General features: G+C 69.3%; 17 protein-coding genes. 7 read left to right on the plus strand and 10 right to left on the minus strand.

The features are described 5' to 3' along the window. Window positions 1-112 precede the first annotated feature (112 nt). The 3 genes from ACI2JZ_RS03605 (at window position 113) to ACI2JZ_RS03615 (ending at window position 1,628) form a co-directional block, all read left to right on the plus strand. Window positions 113-526 carry a thioredoxin family protein gene (locus ACI2JZ_RS03605; RefSeq protein ID WP_247622711.1) on the plus strand — a complete coding sequence of 138 codons (414 nt, stop codon included), beginning with the start codon at window positions 113-115 and terminating at the stop codon, window positions 524-526. 19 nt (window positions 527-545) lie between these two features. Next, window positions 546-1,121, plus strand: a complete 576-nt coding sequence (locus ACI2JZ_RS03610; protein ID WP_404596530.1) for a DUF4395 domain-containing protein — start codon at window positions 546-548, stop codon at window positions 1,119-1,121. An 81-nt stretch (window positions 1,122-1,202) separates the two neighbouring features. Beyond that, window positions 1,203-1,628 carry an OsmC family peroxiredoxin gene (locus ACI2JZ_RS03615; protein ID WP_404596531.1) on the plus strand — a complete coding sequence of 142 codons (426 nt, stop codon included), beginning with the start codon at window positions 1,203-1,205 and terminating at the stop codon, window positions 1,626-1,628. Between the two features lie 11 nt (window positions 1,629-1,639). On the opposite strand, the gene ACI2JZ_RS03620 is transcribed toward ACI2JZ_RS03615, so the two are convergent. The 6 genes from ACI2JZ_RS03620 to ACI2JZ_RS03645 all read right to left on the minus strand — a co-directional run bounded on the left by ACI2JZ_RS03620 (window position 1,640) and on the right by ACI2JZ_RS03645 (window position 9,276). Continuing rightward, window positions 1,640-2,077, minus strand: coding sequence for a hypothetical protein (locus ACI2JZ_RS03620; RefSeq protein WP_247622714.1), 438 nt, complete (start codon window positions 2,075-2,077; stop codon window positions 1,640-1,642). Then, entirely contained in the window at window positions 2,074-2,814 is a 741-nt protein-coding gene (gene dapB, locus ACI2JZ_RS03625) for a 4-hydroxy-tetrahydrodipicolinate reductase (protein WP_247622715.1), read from the minus strand. The genes ACI2JZ_RS03620 and dapB overlap by 4 nt, the downstream gene beginning before the upstream one ends. A 63-nt stretch (window positions 2,815-2,877) precedes the next feature. Further along, entirely contained in the window at window positions 2,878-3,480 is a 603-nt protein-coding gene (locus ACI2JZ_RS03630) for a histidine phosphatase family protein (protein ID WP_247622716.1), read from the minus strand. 80 nt (window positions 3,481-3,560) lie between these two features. Next, window positions 3,561-4,589 carry an aldo/keto reductase gene (locus tag ACI2JZ_RS03635; protein ID WP_247622717.1) on the minus strand — a complete coding sequence of 343 codons (1,029 nt, stop codon included), beginning with the start codon at window positions 4,587-4,589 and terminating at the stop codon, window positions 3,561-3,563. Window positions 4,590-4,802: 213 nt separating this feature from the next. After that, window positions 4,803-7,079, minus strand: coding sequence for a polyribonucleotide nucleotidyltransferase (locus ACI2JZ_RS03640; RefSeq protein WP_247632386.1), 2,277 nt, complete (start codon window positions 7,077-7,079; stop codon window positions 4,803-4,805). A gap of 265 nt (window positions 7,080-7,344) precedes the next feature. Continuing rightward, window positions 7,345-9,276 (minus strand): GDSL-type esterase/lipase family protein, encoded by a 1,932-nt coding sequence (locus ACI2JZ_RS03645; RefSeq protein ID WP_404596532.1) that lies wholly within the window; start codon window positions 9,274-9,276, stop codon window positions 7,345-7,347. Between the two features lie 155 nt (window positions 9,277-9,431). Here ACI2JZ_RS03645 and ACI2JZ_RS03650 point away from each other — a divergent pair, with 155 nt between their 5' ends. Both ACI2JZ_RS03650 and ACI2JZ_RS03655 read left to right on the plus strand, forming a co-directional pair. After that, window positions 9,432-10,043 carry a DedA family protein gene (locus ACI2JZ_RS03650; RefSeq protein WP_404596533.1) on the plus strand — a complete coding sequence of 204 codons (612 nt, stop codon included), beginning with the start codon at window positions 9,432-9,434 and terminating at the stop codon, window positions 10,041-10,043. A 10-nt stretch (window positions 10,044-10,053) separates the two neighbouring features. Beyond that, window positions 10,054-10,233 carry a DUF5302 domain-containing protein gene (locus ACI2JZ_RS03655; RefSeq protein WP_247622721.1) on the plus strand — a complete coding sequence of 60 codons (180 nt, stop codon included), beginning with the start codon at window positions 10,054-10,056 and terminating at the stop codon, window positions 10,231-10,233. A gap of 59 nt (window positions 10,234-10,292) precedes the next feature. Here ACI2JZ_RS03655 and ACI2JZ_RS03660 read toward each other — a convergent pair whose 3' ends face one another. Continuing rightward, entirely contained in the window at window positions 10,293-11,732 is a 1,440-nt protein-coding gene (locus tag ACI2JZ_RS03660; protein ID WP_247622722.1) for a cation:dicarboxylate symporter family transporter, read from the minus strand. A gap of 139 nt (window positions 11,733-11,871) precedes the next feature. Here ACI2JZ_RS03660 and ACI2JZ_RS03665 point away from each other — a divergent pair, with 139 nt between their 5' ends. Together ACI2JZ_RS03665 and ACI2JZ_RS03670 are read left to right on the plus strand one after the other, a co-directional pair. Next, window positions 11,872-13,152, plus strand: a complete 1,281-nt coding sequence (locus ACI2JZ_RS03665) for an ATP-binding protein (protein ID WP_404596534.1) — start codon at window positions 11,872-11,874, stop codon at window positions 13,150-13,152. After that, window positions 13,149-13,838: a response regulator gene (locus tag ACI2JZ_RS03670; protein WP_404596535.1), complete on the plus strand. Its 690-nt coding sequence runs from the start codon at window positions 13,149-13,151 to the stop codon at window positions 13,836-13,838. The genes ACI2JZ_RS03665 and ACI2JZ_RS03670 overlap by 4 nt, the downstream gene beginning before the upstream one ends. Before the next feature lie 37 nt (window positions 13,839-13,875). Here the strand turns inward: ACI2JZ_RS03670 and ACI2JZ_RS03675 are convergent, their stop codons facing one another. From ACI2JZ_RS03675 to ACI2JZ_RS03685, 3 genes are read right to left on the minus strand one after another with little or no spacing between them, the layout of a single operon-like run. Beyond that, complete coding sequence (locus ACI2JZ_RS03675; protein WP_404596536.1) at window positions 13,876-15,228, minus strand: FAD-binding oxidoreductase; 1,353 nt, start codon at window positions 15,226-15,228, stop codon at window positions 13,876-13,878. A gap of 53 nt (window positions 15,229-15,281) precedes the next feature. Continuing rightward, entirely contained in the window at window positions 15,282-15,926 is a 645-nt protein-coding gene (locus tag ACI2JZ_RS03680) for an FMN reductase (RefSeq protein ID WP_247622726.1), read from the minus strand. Window position 15,927: 1 nt separating this feature from the next. Then, entirely contained in the window at window positions 15,928-17,154 is a 1,227-nt protein-coding gene (locus ACI2JZ_RS03685) for an LLM class flavin-dependent oxidoreductase (protein WP_247622727.1), read from the minus strand. Between the last annotated feature and the right edge of the window lie 47 nt (window positions 17,155-17,201).

Raw genomic sequence — 17,201 nt, forward strand, 5'->3', positions numbered from 1 at the left:
AGAGCCAGAATACCTTCCCGCATCACGACACGGGCGGAGGTGCATCCGCTCGCTGCCGTCATCGTCGGACACATCGACCCCTCCACCCGCACCCGCGCCGTAGCCTCGATGCATGTCTCCCGTCGTCGCCCTCGCGATCCTCGCCGCGCTCGTGGCGTTCGCGGTCGTGATCGGCGCAGTCGCGAAGCGTCGGGACGGACGCCGCAGGGCGGGCGGAGCGCTGCGATTCGATGCACAGGATGCCGTTCCCGCCGAGCTCGGATCGAAAGCCACGCTCGTGCAGTTCAGCACCGAGATGTGCGCCCGCTGCCCGCAGGTCCGCCGGATGCTGCGCTCCTATGCCGAGGAGGGCGACGGCCTCCGTCACGTCGAGGTCGACCTCACCCACCGCCCCGACCTCTCCTCGCGCTATCACGTGCTCCAGACGCCGACCACGTTCCTCGTGGACGAATCCGGCGCCGTGCGTTCCCGATTCCACGGCGTGCCGCAGCGACGCGCCCTCACCGAAGCCCTCGCCTCCCTCTGAGACGACGTCAGGAGCATCCATGTCCTCTCCCGCCGGCATCGATCCCCGCGGTCCGCGTTTCGCCGCGACCATCACGGCCGTCCTGCTGCTGATCGCAACGTTTCTCGGACTCACCGGACTCGCGACGGCTCGGGGCGTGGCGACCTTCGGGTGGTTCGCCTACCAGCCTCTCTCCGACTCGACGTTCACGTCCGGCAGCCAATGGGTAATCGCGGATGCACCGGTCTCGGATCGCGCACTCGATCCCGCCTTCCTTCTCGCCGCGGTGATCGCGCTGCTCTTCCTCTGGAGCATCCTCTCCCCCGCGACCGCCCCGTGGGGAGTGCTCTTCCGCCGCGCGATCCGTCCGCGTCTCGCGCCCCCGACCGAGCTCGAAGACCCCCGTCCGCCGCGTTTCGCGCAGGGAGTCGGTCTGTTCGTCGTGACCATCGGCCTCGTCCTCCAGCTGGCAGGTGTGCCCTGGGCTCTCCCGATCGCCACCGCCGCCGCGTTCATCGCCGCGTTCCTGAACGCCGCGATCGGCCTGTGCCTCGGCTGCCAGCTGTACCTGCTGCTCCAGCGCGCGGGACTCCTCGGACGCACGCGCACGGCCTGACACGTTCCCCCGGAGAGCGCCGCTCGCTAGGCTGGCGACGACGCGACGCTGCGCATCCGCAGTGCGAGAACCGGAGGAATCATGCCCGTCACCAGCGAAGCGACCACCACCTGGACCGGATCACTGGCGGAGGGCTCCGGCACCGTCGCGTTCTCGTCGTCGAAGCTCGGCACCTTCCCCATCGATTGGAAGGCACGCAGTGAGGGCAGCGACACCACCACGACGCCGGAGGAGCTCATCGCCGCCGCGCACGCGTCGTGCTTCAGCATGGCTCTGGCTCACGCGCTGAGCGAGAACGGCACCCCGCCGGAGCGCGTGAACGCGAGCGCATCCGTCACCTTCAAGCCGGGCGTCGGCATCACCGGCAGCCACCTCAACGTCAACGCGGTGGTGCCCGGGCTCTCCCCCGAGGCATTCCAGGAGATCGCCGAAGAGGCGAAGTCCGGATGCCCGGTCTCTCAGGCGCTCGCGGGCATCGACATCACCCTCGAAGCCACTCTGGCCTGAGTCGCCGGCGATCAGCCGCGCGAGAGCCTGATCGCCTCGCGGATGCTCGCGCGGGCGTCCTTGCGCCGCCCCGCGGCATCCTGCACCACACCCAGCCGGAATCGCGCGCGCCACTCCTCCGGTGCGGCCTCCGCCGCGGCGGTGTATCGCTCGATCATCGGGTCGGCATCCGCCCGGGCGATGCGTCCGCTCGGGGTCAGCTCCGTCTCCGCCTCCGGCATCCCGCCTTCGGCATCGAGCGTGCGCCCGAGCCGGTCCGCGGCGAAGCCGAACTGCATCTCGCGGATCAGCGCCCAGGCGCCGATCAACGGCATGACGAGCAGCGCGACGCCGATCGCGATCGCGATCGGCTCGCCGGTGCCGAGCATCAGCACGGCGCGATAGCCCACCACGACGATGTAGAGCGCGAGGCACAGGGCCATCACTCCGACGCCGATGCGGGAGATCATGAGCGGATGCCGATGTCGATCATGTTCTCGAGACCGACGACGACTCCCGTCGCGTCCCGAGCGAACGGAACCGCGAGGCGGATGCCGGGGGCATAGGCGAGGGCGGGCTCGACGGTGTCGTGCGTGAACGTCAGCGACTCGCCGGGGCCCGCGAGCACCACCTCCTGCTTCGCGATGACGCCGGGACGACGGAGCGAGTGGATCGGGACGCTGCCGACCTGCTGACCTCGGGCCCGCTGATCGGCGTGCGGGGCGCTCACCGGCCCCTGCTCGGAACGCGCGGCCGCGATGAGTTCGGCGGTGCGCACGGCAGTGCCGCTGGGCGAATCGATCTTCGTCTCGCGATGCGCCTCGACGATCTCGGCGGAGTCGAAGAACGGTGCCGCCGCAGCGGCGAGAGCGGAACCGAGCACCGAACCGAGCGAGAAGTTGGGGATGAACACCGCGGCGGTTCCTGCGGCTTCGACCAGAGGTCGCACGAGCGCGATGCGCTCGGCCGACCAGCCCGATGTCGCGACGAGTACGTTCTGCCCGTGCTCGACCGCCGAGCGCACGACGTCGATGCTCACCTGGGGCGTCGACGCGTCGATCACCAGGTCGGCACCCACGAGCTCCGACAGGTCGCTCGACGAGGACAGGATGCGGCTCACCTCGAACCCGTCCAGGTCGTCGATGACGGCGTGGATGATCGCCCCGAGCTTGCCGGTCCCGCCGACGATTGCTACCTGCGTGGTCATGGGTACCAGTCTATTTCGGGCACTGCGCGCCACGGCCGGGGGCGCGCGGTAACCGCCGCCGACTCAGACCGGGATCGCGTCCGGAATACCCGTGCGGAGCTCCATGGGCAGATGGCCGGTGTCGTTGTGGTTCAGCAGCGTCCACGGACGGCCCTGCTTCTGCGCGATGACGGTGAGACCGCAGTGGGCCTGATTCAACGTCATCCACCGCCACTCCGGTGCCCCGAGCACTTCGCGCACGAACCACGAGATCACGAAGTTGTGGGTGATGAGCACCTCGTGCACCTCGCCGGTCTTGCGCACGAGGAATTCATTGACGGCGTCGTACATCTGCGCGCCGCCGGCCTCGATCTCCGCGTCGGTGATCGATCCGAAGAACGGCTCGAACGCGGCCGGAGTCTCCTCGGTCATGCCGGTCGGGACGCAGTCGAACAGCAACGAGGTCGGCTTGGGATCGACGGAGGGCAGGCGGGCCGCGATCGCCCGTGCCGTCTCGTTCGCCCGCAGCAGTGGAGAGTGCCAGACGGCATCGAGCGGGAGTCCGCCCAGGCGGTCGGCGATCAATTCGGCTTGGCGCTGTCCACGCGGGGAAAGGGGTCCGTCGGCCAGGCCGTGCTCGGCATCCTGATGTTCACCGTGTCTGACCAGATAGATATAGTGCGTCACTACTCGCTCGCTTCATCGCCAGCATCTGCCGGGCTCTCACTCCACCCTATGCCACGCATATGACAGTCGTGTGAAGCCGCTCAGGTGCCTGCTCGCGCGAGGTCGGCGAGCTGCGCGCGCGACAGGGCGACGCCCGCCCCCTGCATGAGCTCGTCGACGTGCTCGGCGGCGAAGGTGTTGACGATCGGTGCCACGATCGACCTCTGGGCGAGCAACCAGGCGATCGAGACAGCGGCGACCGGCACGCTCAGCTCCTCCGCGATCTGATCGAGCGCGCGGAGGATGCGGATGCCGCGACGGTTGAGGTTGCCCCGCAGCTGCTCGCCCCGCACTCCGCGGGAGGCGACGGACTTGTTCCGGTGGCGGCCCGAGAGGAATCCGTGCTCGAGCGCGTGCGACGGGGTCACGGCGAGGTTCTGCGCACCGGCGACGAGGCGGAGATCACCTTCGAACGACTGGCGGCGGATCAGGTTGTACGGGGCGTCGACGACCTCGATGCGCGGATAGCCCGCCGACGCGAGGATGCGCGCCTCGACCAGACGCTCCGGTGCGAATCCGAACGCGCCGACGGCCGCCACCTTGCCGGCGTCGACCAGCCACTCCACGGTCGCGAGGGTGTCTTCGAGATTCGTCGTGGCGTCGAGAGTGGCATCGAGGTAGAGCACGTCGATGCGTTCGGTACCCAACCGCGTCAGCGACCCCTCGACCGCGCGCACGAGGTTGACCGACCCGAGCCCCGGGTTGTCTGCGTGCGCGCCGATGCGCGCGCTCAGCACGACCTCGTCGCGCAGCCCGCGGGACCGCAACCATTGACCGATGATGTGCTCGCTGCGACCGCCCGAGAACCCGTCGGCGGTGTGCACGGCGTTGCCGCCGAACTCGATGTAGCGATCGAGGATGCCGTGGCTCGTCTCGAGATCGACGTTCCACCCGAACTCGGCGGCGCCGAGCATGAGCGGGAATGTCTCGAGCCCGGTCTCACCGAGCGGGACGCGGATGGTCTCGCCGACCCCCGGACCCACGATCGGGATCGGGGCGGAAGGATGCTCCGCACCCTGCGCGAGCGCGCGATCATCCGGGGCGCCTGCGCCTACGCCGAACAATCGCATACTCTCACCCCCACGTCGATCGGTGCGATCCGATCTTCGTACCTGCATTCATGCACCCCCCGGTGCGTACTTCGAGGGTATGCGAAACCGGCGAACTCGCCGACCAATCCGCGGAACGGCGGGCAAACTTCCCATAACAGTTCGATCACGAGAACGACGAGGCCCGATGCCCTCCCCTGCGGGAAGGCACCGGGCCTCGTCGTACGGAGCCGATTACTCGGCCGCGGCCTCCTCGGCCGGAGCGGCGTCGGCCGCGGGGGCCTCGTCGATCACGGGCTCGAGCGAGAGCTTGCCACGGTCGTCGATCTTCGTGATCTTCACGAGGATCTTCTGACCGACCGAGAGCACGTCGTCGACGTTCTCGACGCGCTTGCCACCGGCGAGCTTGCGCACCTCGGTGACGTGCAGCAGGCCGTCCTTGCCGGGCAGCAGCGAGACGAACGCACCGAAGGTGGCGATCTTCACGACGGTGCCGAGGAACTGCTCGCCGACCTCCGGGTTGGTCGGGTTGGCGATCGCGTTGACCTGAGCGCGGGCGGCCTCGGCCGAGGGGCCGTCGGTCGCGCCGATGTAGACGGTGCCGTCCTCCTCGATGGAGATCTGCGCGCCGGTCTCGTCCTGGATCGCGTTGATCGTCTTGCCCTTCGGGCCGATCAGCTCGCCGATCTTGTCGACCGGGATCTGGACGCTGATGACGCGCGGCGCGGTCGGCGCCATCTCGTCGGGCGCGTCGATCGCGGCGTTGAGGACGTTGAGGATCGTCAGACGCGCGTCGCGCGCCTGGGTCAGCGCGCCCGCGAGCACCGACGACGGGATGCCGTCGAGCTTCGTGTCGAGCTGGATCGCCGTGACGAACTCGCTGGTACCGGCGACCTTGAAGTCCATGTCGCCGAGCGCGTCCTCCGCACCGAGGATGTCGGTGAGGGCGGCGTAGCGGGTCTCACCGTCGACCTCGTCGGAGACGAGACCCATCGCGATACCGGCGACGGGGGCGCGCAGCGGCACACCCGCGTTCAGCAGCGAGAGGGTCGACGCGCAGACGGAGCCCATCGACGTCGAACCGTTGGAGCTGAGCGCCTCCGAGACCTGACGGATCGCGTAGGGGAACTCCTCGCGGCTCGGCAGCACCGGCACGAGTGCGCGCTCGGCGAGGAAGCCGTGCCCGATCTCGCGACGCTTCGGCGAACCCACGCGGCCGGTCTCACCGGTCGAGTAGGGCGGGAAGTTGTAGTGGTGCATGTAGCGCTTGCTCGTCGTGGGCGACAGCGAGTCGATCTGCTGCTCCATCTTGAGCATGTTCAGCGTGGTGACGCCCATGATCTGGGTCTCGCCGCGCTGGAAGATCGCGGAGCCGTGCACGCGCGGGATGACCTGCACCTCGGCGTCGAGCGGACGGATGTCGGCCAGGCCGCGACCGTCGATGCGGACGCTCTCGGTGAGGATGCGACCGCGGACGATCTTCTTCGTGACCGACTTGTACGCACCCGAGAACTCGAGGGGTGCGCCAGCGGGCAGCTCACCAGCCTCAGTCGCCGCGATGAGCTCCGCCTTGACGCGGTCCTTGATCGCGTCGTCGGCGTTCTGGCGCTCGGTCTTGTCGGCGATCTGGTAGACGTTCACCAGCTCGTCGTACGCACGACCCGCGACGAAGTCGTAGACCTCGCTCGAGTACGGCGGGAAGACCGGGTACACGCCCGGCTCCTTGGACGCGGTGGCGGCGAGCTCGGCCTGAGCCTTGACGAGCTGCGCGATGAACGGCTTCGAGGCCTCGAGGCCCTGGGCGACGACGGCCTCGTCGGGCTTGGTGGCGCCCGCCTTGATGAGGTTCCAGCTGCCCTCGGTCGCCTCGGCCTCGACCATCATGATCGCGACGTCTTCGGTGCCGTCGGCCTTGGTGACCACGCGACCGGCGACGATGAGGTCGAACACGGCCTCACTGACCTGCTCGGCCGTCGGGAACGCGACCCACTGGTCGGCGTGCTCGCCCTGGCCGGGGATGAACGCCAGGCGCACACCGGCGACGGGGCCGGAGAACGGGAGACCCGAGATCTGCGTCGACGCGGATGCCGCGTTGATCGCGAGAGCGTCGTAGAACTCTCCCGGAGCGATCGAGAGGACGGTGATGACGATCTGGACCTCGTTGCGCAGGCCGTCGACGAACGACGGACGCAGCGGACGGTCGATCAGACGGCAGACCAGGATCGCCTCGGTGGAGGGACGACCCTCGCGACGGAAGAACGAGCCGGGGATCTTGCCGGCGGCGTAGGAGCGCTCCTCGACGTCGACCGTCAGCGGGAAGAAGTCGAAGCCCTCACGCGGGTGCTTGCCGGCGCTGGTGGCCGAGAGGAGCATGGTCTCGCCGTCGAGGTACGCGGCGACTGCGCCCTGAGCCTGCTGCGCGAGGCGGCCGGTCTCGAAGCGGATGGTACGGGTGCCGAAGCGGCCGTTGTCGAGAACGGCCTCGGTGGCGGTGATTTCAGGACCTTCCAAGAGGTCTCTCCTTCTTTGTTTAGACTCGCGAATCCGTGTGACGCGCGAGCGTGTTCATGAAGGAGCGGAACGGCAGGATAAGGGCGCGCGAGCACTCTCGCGAATGTCGCCTGCGCTGGCCACCAGTAGAAAGCCACCCGACATGACGTCTGCCGAGGAACCCACCACAGGGGACCAGCTCCTCCGCCGATCGCTCCATGAGTCGATGTGAAGTTGTCCGGCCGACACAGGTCAGCCTTCCCAAGCCTACCAGGGACGCCCGATTTCACCCCCGCCCCGCCGGTACGCCGCGCTGCGCCGTCGAGCGCCCCAGGTAGACGTAGTCGTCGTGCTTCGCGACACGGCCGTCGCCGGCTGCACGGCCGTGCAGCCGCCGCCACACCCAGGGCAGGGCATGGCGGGACCACCACAGTCCGGTACCGATGTCGATCTGCTCGTGCAGTGAGGCGTCGAGGGCGCCGAGGGCCTCGGCGTGCGGAACCCCGAGGATCTCGCCCGCGCGATACGCCAGGAAGCGGTGACCACTGCTGCTGAGGTGGACGAGGTCCTCCCCCCAGTGCTCGCGCTCGCGCAGCGCCGGGTGCAGGTCGGTGTCGATCAGCACCGAGCCCGTACGCGCGGCGATGCCGCCGAGCGCCGTGGCGAACGCCGCGAACCGGGCCGTGTAGATCGCCGCCGCACGCCGACCCGGCAGGAACGGCGTCACGAGGACGACCGTGGCTCCCGTCGCCCGCAGACGCACGATCGCACGCTCGAGCTCCGCGGCGAGCGCGGGGATGTCGACGCGGTGCTTCACCAGGTCGTTGGCACCGATGAGCACGGAGACCAGGTCGGGACGGAGTTGCAGGGCGCGGTCCAGCTGAGGGCCGCACACATCGGCGACCCGCTTGGAGCGGATGGCGAGATTGGCGTAGTGGAGCCCTCCCCGCGAGGCCAGCAGGAGGGCGAGGCGGTCGGCCCATCCGCGCAGCGCGCCGTCGGGGGCGGGATCGCACAGCCCCTCGGTGAGGGAGTCGCCGAGGGCGATGTACCTCTGCCACCGTGCGGGGACGACGGGCAGGGGCGTCTCGGGTCGGATGCTGCGGCGAGCGCGGAGCGAGGTGTCGACCCGCTTCAACGTGCGGGCCTCGTCGAAGTGCTCGAGGAGGCGTCCGCACACGCTGTCCCAGGAACGCTCCTGCACCGCGTCGTGGCCGGCTTCACCGAACGCCCGGCGTTTGCGGGCGTCGCCCGCCAGGTCGGCCACCCGCATCCGCAGGTCGTCGAGGTCTCCCGGGCGGTAGAGCCATCCGTCGATCCCCATCCGGACGAGGTCGAGGGGCCCGCCGCGACCGGTGGCCACCACGGGCACACCGCTCGCGTGCGCTTCCTGCAACGTCTGTCCGAAGGTCTCGCTCTCCCCGGGATGCACGAAGACGTCGAACGAGGCGACGGCGGTGGCGAGCGCATCGCCGTCGAGATGACCGAGGAAGACGGCATCCGGCAGCATCGCCTGCAGGCGCGCTCTGCTCGGTCCGTCTCCGACGATGACGAGGCGCGCGCCGGGGAGGGAACGCAGAGCGACGAGGTCCTCGACCTGCTTCTCCGGGGCGAGGCGGCCCACGTACCCGATGACGACCTCCCCACCCCACCGGGCGCGCAGATTCTCATCACGGCGTGCGGGCTGGAAGCGTTCCGCGTCGACGCCTCTCCCCCACCGGCGGAGCCGGTCGACGCCGAGGTGCTCGAGTTGCCGGGCGGACTCCGACGAGGGGGCGAGGGTCAGCGTCGCGCGCCGATGGAGCCGGGCGATGTGCGTCTGTGCGATCCCCGTCGTCGCGGCGACGCGATAGCGCTCGGTGTAGGCCGCGACGTCGGTCTGGTAGGCCGCGACCGACGCCACCTCGAGCCGTTCTGCGGCGAGCACGCCCCGCCATCCCAGCGCGAACGGTGACGCCAGGTGCACGACGTCCGGGCGGAAGCGCCGGAGGGAGACCGCCAGGCGCGAGGCCGGCGAGGTGCCGACGCGGACGTTGCGGTACCCCGGGAGTGCGAGGCTCGGGATCGCCTCGATCGGGGCACCGTGCATGTCCTGCGGCATGCCGTTCGCGGCGGGGGCGATGACGTGGGCATCGTGCCCGTGTCGTTCGAGGTGACGCAGGATCTGCAGGACGGATCCGGTCACACCGTTCATGTGCGGAAGGAAGGACTCTGTCACGATCGCGACTCTCACACCCCCAGGATGGAGGCAGCGATCGACGGTCGAGGCCGATTCGCGGGGCGCGCACCAGATGTTCACCGGATGCACGAAAGCCCGTCACCGGCTATCCGGATTTCAGTTGCCGTTCACCGCCGGAGGGCACCGTTGAGGACGTGCCCACCGATCTCCTCGCCGATGTCCTCGCCGGCCCCTGGGCGCTCGCGGTCATGTGCCTCCTCGTGTTCGGTGACGCTTTCCTGGTGGTGATCCCCGGAGAGGTCGCGGTGACGGCTCTGGGCGCGGCATCCGTCTCGACGGGCGCTCCCCCGCTCTGGGCCGTCATCGTCTGCGCCGCAGCTGCGGCGGCACTCGGCGACATCGCGTGCTACCTGATCGGGCGCTTCGTCGGAACCGAACGCTGGGGCTGGATGCGCGCGCCGCGCGTCCGACGGGCGCTCGACTGGGCCCGCCGCAGACTGGACGGCGGGATGGCCACGGTTCTCTTCACCGCACGGTTCGTTCCGTTCGCCCGTCTCGCGATCAACCTCGTGGCCGGAGCTTCTCGCGTGCATCCTCCGCGCTACCTCGCCCTGGTCACCGTGGCAGCACTCGGATGGGCCGCCTACCAGGCCTCGGTCGGCGCAGCCGTCGCCGCAGTCCTCCCCGGCGGACCGATCGTGGCGGTCCCCGTGTCGGTCGCGGTGGCGATCGGTCTCGGTCTGCTCATCGATCTCATCACGCGCCGCAGCAGGCGAGACCTCCCGGACGAGACGCCGGTGGCCTAGGCTGGCGGACATGAGCACCGAAGAAGGCGCCACCTCCTCCTCCGAGGAGATGAAGCGCAAGTTCAAGGAAGCGCTCGAGAAGAAGAACGCGCAGCACCGCCAGGGCGAGTCCCACCTGGATGGCGATTCCGCCGTCCACGGCGGTGCGGCCCCGCAGACGCGGCGCGAGTTCCGACGCAAGAGCGGTTGACCACCGATGCGGGAGCCGACATGTCCGTCGGCTCCCGCATCCTTCATCCGGTGTTCGAGTCAGCTCTGCAGCGCACGCCGACGCGCGCGCTCCTCCTTCGCCGACATCTCGTCGAGCGCGGATTCCTTGAGCTCGTGCACGTCAGCAGCCTCGCTGCCGTCGGACATCCCGTGGTCGTCGACCCCGTCCAGCAGTGATTCGTCGAACGGCAGGTCGCCCCTGAGCACCCGACCGACCCGATCGCGATCGATCTGCTTGGTCCACGTGCCGATCAGGAGCGTCGCGACCGCGTTGCCGGTGAAGTTGGTGAGAGCGCGTCCTTCGGACATGAACCGGTCGATGCCGACGATCACGCCCACGCCGTCGACGAGATCGGGACGGTAGGCCTGCAGTCCACCGGCCAGCGTCGCGAGTCCCGCGCCGGTGACCCCGGCCGCTCCCTTGCTCGCGATGATCATGAAGACCAGCAGACCGATCTGCTCGCCGATCGACATCGGCTGCCCCATGCCGGTCGCGATGAACAGCGAGGCCATGGTGAGGTAGATGGCCGTTCCGTCGAGGTTGAACGAGTAACCGGTGGGAACGGTGATGCCGACGACGGGCTTCGACACCCCGACGTGCTCCATCTTCGCTATCAGCCGCGGAAGGGCCGACTCCGACGACGACGTGCCGACGATCAGCAGGTACTCCCGGCCCAGGTACTTCATCAACCGGAAGATGTTGACCCGCGTCACGGCGTAGAGCAGAACGCCCAGGATCACGACGATGAACAGGATGCACGTGATGTAGAACGCCACCATCAGGATGCCGAGGCTCCAGATCGCCGAGATGCCCGTCTTGCCGACGACCGCGGCGATCGCTCCGAACGCGCCGAGTGGTGCCAGCCAGAGGATCATCCCGAGAATGCGGAAAACGACCTTCTGGAGGTTCTTGACCGCGTCCATGATCGGTGCGCCGCGGTCGCCCAACCCCTGTAGCGCGAAGCCCGTGAGCAGCGCGATGAAGAGCACCTGCAGCACGCTCTCTCCGGTGAACGCCGAGAAGAACGTCGCCGGGATGATCCCGAGGATGAAGTCCTGGGTGCTCTTCGCCTCCGCCGTGTCGGCGTCGTACGTCGCGCCGGCCATGTCGAGGCCCGATCCCGGGTGGATGAGGTTGCCGACGACCAGCCCGATGGCCAGGGCGAAGGTCGACATCACCATGAAGTACAGCAGCGCGAGTCCGCCGATCTTCCCGACCGTCGCGGCCTTGGCGATCGACCCGACCCCGACGACGATCGTGCAGAAGATGATCGGGGCGATCATCATCTTGATCAGCGCCACGAATCCCTTGCCGAGCGGCTCGAAGCTCTGCCCGACCTCGGGCCAGATCAGCCCGACGAGTGCGCCGAGCACGACCGCGATGATCACCGACACGTAGAGCCAGGTGTGACGGTCCCAGGACTGCTTGCCGCGCCTCCAGTGGAAGCCGGGCAGAGTGAATCCGGTGGTGATGGCCATTGTTCCTCCTCGGAGATGAACGTCGTCGTTCGGGACCGGCGTCGTCGCCGGCGGTGTGCCCACGTTCGCCGACTTCCCGCGACGGCACCATTTGTGGTCGTATTGGTCACATTCGCCACCGCAGACGAAGGGAGACGCGATGTCGCACGCCCGCACCGACCGCAGCGCGGCCTCGCGCGTGTTCCTCGTCCTGCTGGTGTCCGCCGTCGTCATCGGCGCCCTGGTGGCGCTGTTCCTGGTCGTCGAAGCGCAGCGCGCCACGCGTGCGGAGGCCGAGCGGGTGACCGCGTCCACCGCCGTCGCGCTCGCCGCGTCACCGCTCGTCTCGTCGTCGCTCGCGGAGGCGGACCGGGAACGCGCGACGCGCACGCTCGAGCCGTACGCCCTGGAGGTCATCGACGCCGCGGGGCTCGACTTCATCACGATCATGACGACCACCGGCATCCGCGTGACCCATCCCGATCTCGATGAGATCGGGAAGCCCTACCTCGGCACCATCCCCGATCGCCCGGCGCCTCTCACCGAGGAGTTCACCGGCACACTGGGCCCCTCGGTCCGCACCATCGTCCCGGTGACGGGTGCGGACGGGAGTCTCCTCGGCTGGGTGGCCGCGGGCGTCACCACAGAAACCATCAGCGAAACGCTGCTGCGACGCCTTCCCCTCTCCCTCGGCATCACCGCCGCCCTCGTGGCGGCCGGGGCACTCGGCGCCTGGGCGGCACGGCGGATCACTCGACGGATCGCCGGGGATCTGCCTCCGGGTCAGGTGAGAGACGCCGTGTCGTCCTACGAGTCGATCCGTACGCTCGGCGACGCGCTGCGCGCTCAGACACATGAGCACGGCAACCGCATGCATACCGCTGTCGCGCTTCTCGAACTGGGGCGCATCGACGAGGCCATCGAGATCCTCACCGAGACCTCGCGGCAGAGCCAGTCGCTGGTGGACCAGGTCACCGCCCGCCGGCACGGCGACCCCACCGTCGGAGCACTGCTGCTCGGCAAGGCCTCCCAGGCGAAGGAGCGCGGAATCGACTGGCGCATGACCATCGCGCCCGACACTCCGCCGACGCCGCTGTCGTCCGTCGACAGCGTGTCGGTCCTGGGCAATCTGATCGACAACGCGATGGATGCCGTGACGGATGCCGACGACAGGTGGGTGTCGGTCAGACTGCGTCGCTCGCCGAGCGACGGGATCGAGCTCGACGTGGCCGACAGCGGCCCCGGTGTCCCCCCATCGCTGCGCGACGAGATCTTCGCCTCCGGATTCTCGACGAAGGAGGCGGGCGTCGCAGGGCGAGGGGTCGGGTTGACGCTCGTGCGCGCTCTCGTGCTCGATGCCGGTGGCCGGATCGAGGTCCGCGACGATCCGACCACCTTCCACGTGACCCTTCCGGCTGCGCGCGGGCGGGGCAGGCGATGATCCGCGTGCTGCTCGTCGATGACGACGCCCTCACGCTTGAGCTGCATCGGAACTACATCGAGCGGCTCGACGGGTTCGTCGTCGCCGGGGAGTGCACCGGAGCACGCGCCGCGGTGCAGGCGATCCTGGACCGCGCGAACGGCGACGGATTCGACCTCGTGCTCCTCGACGTGACGATGCCGGACGGCTCCGGACTCGATGTGCTGCGCACCCTCCGCGCCCGCTCCGCCGCCGTCGACGTGATCGCGATCACCGCGGTGCGAGACGCCGAGACGGTCCGTCAGATGGCGGCGCTCGGTGTCTTCCAGTACCTCGTCAAACCGTTCTCGTTCTCCGTCTTCCAGGAGCGACTGGCGCAGTACCGCGCGCATCGCACGCAGGCGCGGGCGACGGACGGAGAAGCGACCCAGGCCGAGATCGACGCGCTGCTGGAGAGGTCGACCGGGAGCATTCCCCTGCCGAAGGGCCTCTCACCCTCCTCTCTGGATCGGGTGACGGCCGCGCTGCGGCGCAGCGGACCGCTCTCGGCGAGCGAGGCTGCGGCCGAGCTGGGGATGTCGCGCGTCGCCGCTCGGAGGTACCTCGAACACCTCGCCGCTGAGGGCCTCGCCGACCGCGGGGCACGCTATGGCGCCCGCGGTCGCCCAGAGACCGAGTACACGTGGCGACGAGGCGACGGAACCTGAGCTCACGCCTGCACCGGCTGCCGTGCATGCGGGGCGCTCAGCGCGGAAGACGTCCGTGGTGGAGGAGGCCATCCGGGTCGAACCGCTCCCGCACCGCACGCAGGCGTACGAGCGCCTCGCCGGTCGCCGCCCCGGCCAGCGTCTGCCCGGGCGTGAGGAAGGTGGGAACCGTGCGCTCGGCGGATGCCGGTGCGACGATCTCGCGGAAACGCGCGAGGCTCGCATCACCGGGCTGAACCGGAGCGCCCGGGAACAGCGGAGCGAGCGCGTACACGAGCCATCCGGCCGATTCGAGACCGGCGAATCCCGCGCGCCGCGGTGTTGCCAGCGCCCCTCCGAGCATGCGGAACTCGATTCCGATCACCGGCCACTGGTCGTCGTGCCGACGGAACGAGAGGAGCGCATCGATCGTGTCGTCGTCGAGACTGGCCAGCGCCGCCGAGGCACCACGGCTCGGCGTGGGCTCGGTCGGTTCCCCCGATTGTGCAGCGATGGTGACGGGAGAGGTCTCCCCCACCGCCTCTCGCTGCACGGGCGCGACGCTCCGTAGGCGCTCGAGCAGATCATCGGCCGGGCCCGCGGTCGAGATGAGCTGCACCGTCACGAAGCTCTTGCCGCGAATCGCTTCGGGCAGCTGCGGCGCGTCGGGCATGCGGGTCGACGTGACCGACGCGTTCAGCGTCGGCGGTGCGACCGGGGCCAGGTCGCGCACACCGCGGAGGACCGCCTCGGCATCCGCGACGTCGAAGACCAGCGTCGCGCCCCAGACGGCGGGGGCGGGCACCAGATCGATCTCGAGCGCCGTGACGACGCCGACGACCCCGCCCGCGCCGCGCAGTGCCCACATGAGATCGGGGTCGCTCCCGTCGTCGACGCGCTCGTGGCGCCCGTCGGTGCGCAGCACCCACGCCGCACGCAGGTTGTCGGACCCGAGACCCGCCGTGCGGCTGAACAGGGAGTGACCGCCGCCGAGCGTGTAACCGGCCACGGTGACGACCGGGCTGCTCCCCGCCGGAGCGACCCATCCCGAGCCCTCGAGCGCCTCGATAACGCGCCCCCACCGCACACCGGCACCGACGACGGCGGTCCCGGCAGCCGTGTCGATGTCGAGCATGTCGAAGTCGGCCATGCGCACCAGGATCGCCCCGGTCACATCGCTCCCCGCCCCGTGACCGCCGGGCTGCACCGCGAGGGGCATCCCGGTCTCGCGTGCCGCGACGAGCAGCGCCCGGAGATCGTCGACGTCTCGAGGATTCGCCACCAGCGCGGGGTGCTGATCGATCGAGAGGTTCCACGGCGCCCGTGCGGCGTCGAAACCGGCATCGTCGGGCAGCAGCATCCGCCCCGCGAACGAACGACGGAGGGCGGCGATTGCTTCGGAGGCTGACATGACGCCACCGTACGATGCCCCACGGACATTGTCGATGGCGTCATGCCTCGCGCTCACTCGCCGGCGAGGCCTCCGAGCATGTGCCCGAACGAGCGTCCCTCGCCGAGGTAGGTCGCGGGGTCGAACGGATCGGTCGCGACCGCCGCCTCCCGGCGAGCGATGACGTCGGCCAGCTCGCGCGCACCCTTCTCGACGCGCTTGGCGAGCGGGGCGACGTCGTCACCCGCGCCGCCCCAGTCGCTCGAGGCCGCGAAGACGCCGGTCGAGACCGCGTCGGCGTGGAGGTAGGCGAAGAGCGGCCGGATGGCGTAGTCGATCGCGAGCGAGTGACGGGCCGTGCCCGCATTCGCACCGATGAGCACCGGCTTTCCCGTGAGCGCGTCGGGGTCGAGCACGTCGATGAACGACTTGAAGAGTCCCGAGTAGCTCGTCGAGAAGATCGGCGTCACCGCGATGAGGGCGTCCGCCGAGACGACCGTGTTGATCGCGGTCTCGAGGGCGGGAGGAGCGAACCCCGTGAGCAGGTTGTTCGTGATGTCGTGCGCGTAGTCGCGCAGTTCGATCACGTCGACCGTCGCATCGATCTCGCGAGCGGCGAGTTCTCTCACGGTCTCGGCGGCGAGACGATCCGCGAGCATCCGTGTGGACGACGGGTTCGAGAGTCCGGCCGAGACGACGGCGATCCGACGCGTGGTCATCTCACGCCTCCTTGCGGCCGAGGCCGAACGACGCACCGGCGGGGGCCGGCGTGTCCTGGTAGGGGCTGTCGCCGGTGAGGTTGTCTCCGCGGTTCGCACCCGGGCGGGCCTGGCGGGTGGGTCCGTCGCCGAACTCCGCCTTCACTCGCGCGGCGTGCGTCGGAGCATCCGGCACCGATTCCGGGCGGTTCTCCGCCAGCTCCTTGCGCAGGACGGGCACGACCTCGCCACCCAGGATATCGAGCTGCTCGAGGACGGTCTTGAGCGGGAGACCCGCGTGGTCCATCAGGAACAGCTGACGCTGGTAGTCGCCGTAGTGGTCGCGCATGCCGGCGTAACGGTCGATGACCTGCTGCGGCGATCCGACCGTGAGCGGCGTCATCTCGGTGAAGTCCTCCATGCTCGGACCGTGACCGTAGACCGGTGCATTGTCGAAGTAGGGGCGGAACTGGTTCACCGCGTCCTGCGACTTGGCCGCCATGAAGACCTGTCCGCCGAGACCGACGATCGCCTGCTCGGGCGTGCCATGGCCGTAGTGGGCGTAGCGCTGGCGGTACAGCTCGATCAGGCGCTGGTAGTGCTCCTTGGGCCAGAAGATGTTGTTCGCGAAGAAGCCGTCGCCGTAGTACGCGGCCTGCTCGGCGATCTCCGGCGTGCGGATCGATCCGTGCCACACGAACGGCGCGATGCCGTCGAGCGGGCGCGGGGTGGAGGTGAAGCCCTGCAGCGGCGTGCGGAACTTGCCCTCCCAGTCGACGACGTCCTCGCGCCACAGCTTGTGCAGCAGCGCGTAGTTCTCGATCGCGAGGGGCAGACCCTGGCGGATGTCCTGGCCGAACCAGGGGTAGACGGGGCCGGTGTTACCGCGCCCGAGCATGAGGTCCATCCGACCGTCGGACACGTGCTGGAGCATCGCGTACTCCTCGGCGATGCGCACGGGGTCATTGGTCGTGATGAGCGTCGTCGAGGTGGAGACGATGAGACGCTCGGTCTGCGCCGCGAGGGCGGCGAGGAACGTGGTGGGGCTGGACGACCAGAACGGAGGGTTGTGGTGCTCGCCGACGGCGAAGACGTCGAGGCCGACCTCTTCGGCGTGCTTCGCGATCGCCAGCGTCGCCTTGATGCGCTCCTGCTCGCTCGGCGTCACTCCGGTGGTGGGGTCGCGCGTGATGTCGCTCACCGACATGATGCCGAACTGCATCGCGGGTGCCCCTGACTGCTCGCTCATGATTTCTCTCCAACTTCTCCGAACCCGATGATTGCACCCGGTTCTAT

Origin of the sequence: Microbacterium sp. NPDC087868, from assembly GCF_044900755.1 — a bacterium.
Lineage (GTDB): Bacteria > Actinomycetota > Actinomycetes > Actinomycetales > Microbacteriaceae > Microbacterium > Microbacterium galbinum.

Excerpts from the sequence above, each read along its gene's own strand:
- ACI2JZ_RS03605 (WP_247622711.1), top strand. The coding sequence starts at position 113 with ATGTCTCCCGTCGTCGCCCTCGCGATCCTCGCCGCGCTCGTGGCGTTC.
- ACI2JZ_RS03610 (WP_404596530.1), top strand. The coding sequence starts at position 546 with ATGTCCTCTCCCGCCGGCATCGATCCCCGCGGTCCGCGTTTCGCCGCG.
- ACI2JZ_RS03615 (WP_404596531.1), top strand. The coding sequence starts at position 1,203 with ATGCCCGTCACCAGCGAAGCGACCACCACCTGGACCGGATCACTGGCG.
- ACI2JZ_RS03620 (WP_247622714.1), bottom strand. The coding sequence starts at position 2,077 with ATGATCTCCCGCATCGGCGTCGGAGTGATGGCCCTGTGCCTCGCGCTC.
- dapB (WP_247622715.1), bottom strand. The coding sequence starts at position 2,814 with ATGACCACGCAGGTAGCAATCGTCGGCGGGACCGGCAAGCTCGGGGCG.
- ACI2JZ_RS03635 (WP_247622717.1), bottom strand. The coding sequence starts at position 4,589 with ATGCGATTGTTCGGCGTAGGCGCAGGCGCCCCGGATGATCGCGCGCTC.
- ACI2JZ_RS03655 (WP_247622721.1), top strand. The coding sequence starts at position 10,054 with ATGAGCACCGAAGAAGGCGCCACCTCCTCCTCCGAGGAGATGAAGCGC.
- ACI2JZ_RS03660 (WP_247622722.1), bottom strand. The coding sequence starts at position 11,732 with ATGGCCATCACCACCGGATTCACTCTGCCCGGCTTCCACTGGAGGCGC.
- ACI2JZ_RS03665 (WP_404596534.1), top strand. The coding sequence starts at position 11,872 with ATGTCGCACGCCCGCACCGACCGCAGCGCGGCCTCGCGCGTGTTCCTC.
- ACI2JZ_RS03670 (WP_404596535.1), top strand. The coding sequence starts at position 13,149 with ATGATCCGCGTGCTGCTCGTCGATGACGACGCCCTCACGCTTGAGCTG.
- ACI2JZ_RS03675 (WP_404596536.1), bottom strand. The coding sequence starts at position 15,228 with ATGTCAGCCTCCGAAGCAATCGCCGCCCTCCGTCGTTCGTTCGCGGGG.
- ACI2JZ_RS03680 (WP_247622726.1), bottom strand. The coding sequence starts at position 15,926 with ATGACCACGCGTCGGATCGCCGTCGTCTCGGCCGGACTCTCGAACCCG.
- ACI2JZ_RS03685 (WP_247622727.1), bottom strand. The coding sequence starts at position 17,154 with ATGAGCGAGCAGTCAGGGGCACCCGCGATGCAGTTCGGCATCATGTCG.